The 2307-nt window shown below is 53.9% G+C and carries 2 protein-coding genes; both read right to left on the bottom strand.

Features of this window, described 5'->3' with window-relative positions:
• Nucleotides 1-139: 139 nt before the first annotated feature.
• Nucleotides 140-2074, bottom strand: a complete 1935-nt coding sequence (locus tag BJQ17_RS29460; RefSeq protein ID WP_070096982.1) for an FAD-dependent oxidoreductase — start codon at nucleotides 2072-2074, stop codon at nucleotides 140-142.
• Between the two features lie 142 nt (nucleotides 2075-2216).
• Nucleotides 2217-2307 (bottom strand): hypothetical protein (locus BJQ17_RS32365; RefSeq protein WP_232856785.1); only part of this gene is annotated, 91 nt, incomplete at its 5' end.

Genomic DNA, 2307 nt, shown 5'->3' with positions numbered 1-2307 from the left:
TTCCTTCTTGTGGTTGTTTTGGAAGGACGCCAGTAAAGCGATGTTGGGTCAGGGAGCGACAGTCAGGAGAGTCCTATGGAACCAAAGGAAAATCACACAATGGCAGTAGGACTCCCCCTACAAAATGCCCCGTACGCCGTTATTTCCCAACCTGATAGTGGGGGTAGTACTCGAGGGTAAAGCCACCATTGAACTCGGCTGACGTGTTGTTGCAGAGGTTGATGACCGTATCGATTGCCGTGCGCAAACACGGCTCGGTCCATCCAGCGTCAACTGAGAAGGACTCGCCAGCCAGATACAGCCCTGAGCGCGCACTCAGGTCTCGGTTGTATTTCATCAGGTTTACAGCATCAAAGTAGGTACCTGCCCTATACAACTTCGCGCACCCGAGCGCGTTTCGGTCTGTGATCCAACGCTGTATGCAAATATTTCGAGTATCGATGTAGGACGAAATAGCCTCACCCACGTTGGTGCAGCGTAGAAGGATCCGATCGAGCTCCTTCAGGCATTTGGTCGCCAACTCCTCATCAGAGAAGGCAGCCAACTTGGTCGCGTCATCCTCCCAGGTATAACTGAGAAGAATGCAGTCATCTGGATAGCTATCGTTGTACCGATAGGCATAGACATCGTGCACAAAGCTATCGGTAATCAGAATTTGCGGCATCGGCTTCTGGTCTAGGAAACTTTTCTTCAGCGGTGCATAGACCTTGCAGCTGGTCTCCCAATGGGCATGTTTCCAGGCATCGATAATCGGCTGCGGCAACATCTGGCGGGTGAAACCGCTGAGGTTGATGTTGGTTTCGATCAGCCATGACGGAGTGGTTATGATCACGCTGTCGAAGTCTTCATACTCGGTGCTCTCGTGGAATGGATCACTGCATCGCCAACGATATCCGACCCGAACACGGCCATCTTCCAGCTTCTGCACCGCGCACACTGACGTGTCTGTCAGCAGACCATCATTTGTTTTCAGAAGATGTTCATACAGCGAGATCCCACCTATGCCGACGTCAAGGTACAAAAGGCTTTCGTCGAGGGCCGAAAGTCCGATATAAGCTGGCCCTTGAAACGGCAATCCCCTGCTATCTGGGACATTGTCTGCTTCAAGATGAGGTGCCGCGTAAGGCACACCTCTTGAATCCACACGGCCATGCACCAACTGCAAATGGCTGCTGAAGCCAAAGATTGCCGTACGTAGCGGGTACAAGCAGCAAACATCATAAAATGCCCCCCAGCTGCCGTCGCCAATACCGATTGCATAGAAAATGGCTGATTCATCACTGCTCATGCCCAAACCGCCAAAGTCACCGGGGTTTTCAGGGTCCCAGGCAGCAAGGGCGGGCAAACTCACCAAATCCCTGAACGACAATCGATGATAGCGTTCGACGATGTCCCGCCATATCGACTCCCAGCTTGACGTGCCATAGACCGTGGCAACATGTTCAGCAAATTGCTGAGCAAAATTGCGCCATTTCTCATAGACCTGTTGCAAGACAGCCGAAGGGGGTGGTGTTTCGCCTGACGGATTACGCCAAACCAAAAGACTCGGGTCACCGTCCCCCTCTAATTGACCTTCGCGAAGATAAATCCCCGTGGCATTCACCCAAGGTGTACCTGGATTGGGGAAATCAGAAATCCGCAGCTCGAACAGCTCTGCGTAATAGGCCATAAGCGAGCGACCGTCTTTAGGCGACTCTCCAGTCCTATTGAAAAACGGCATGCGCATGGCCCCCATTTCAAAAGGGGTTGCAGGTTGCTTGTGGTTTGCTGAGCTGTTCACGACCGTCAGGTGTCGCCCGCCTACACGCCGGGACTGCTCAATCAAGGTGATACGGTTGAAACCACAGCGCAATAACTCGCGGGCAGCAGTCAACCCGGTAACTCCGGCACCGACGATGCAAATGCGGTGATCGGGTTGTGTGGCACGTGCGACGCCTCCCTCTTGTTCGATAAGACGGCGGTAGTCGAAGCAGAGATCCGGGGGATTAGGGAAACGCGCTGCCCACGGCTGCGTGGGCAGCAATGGGTCGATGGCCAGATCGGCAGGATGGTTGTGTGTTGAACCAATAGTCATGTTCTCGGGTTCTCCATGAGTAGAGAACCTGAGAATGATCAATTGCAACAGGCGTGAAGTGGTTGCTAACTACCACCCGCCGGCACCTACAGGATCTGAGATACCTGTGGGTGCCGGCTTACAGCGATAAGGTCGTCAGGGCTTACACCGCCAGCGCGCGCTCACGCAGCTCGCTGTTGAGGATGCGGTCGTTCTCGCTGTAATCGACCGGGCAGTCGATCACGTGCACACCC

It is taken from the genome of Pseudomonas sp. NBRC 111139, assembly GCF_001753955.1.
GTDB lineage: Bacteria > Pseudomonadota > Gammaproteobacteria > Pseudomonadales > Pseudomonadaceae > Aquipseudomonas > Aquipseudomonas alloputida.
Note: the sequence above shows the minus strand (reverse complement) of the source record. Positions and strands in the feature narration are given on the sequence as shown.

Bases quoted from the DNA above. Each gene is read 5' to 3' on its own strand.
- BJQ17_RS29460 (WP_070096982.1), bottom strand. From the start codon at position 2,074: ATGACTATTGGTTCAACACACAACCATCCTGCCGATCTGGCCATCGAC.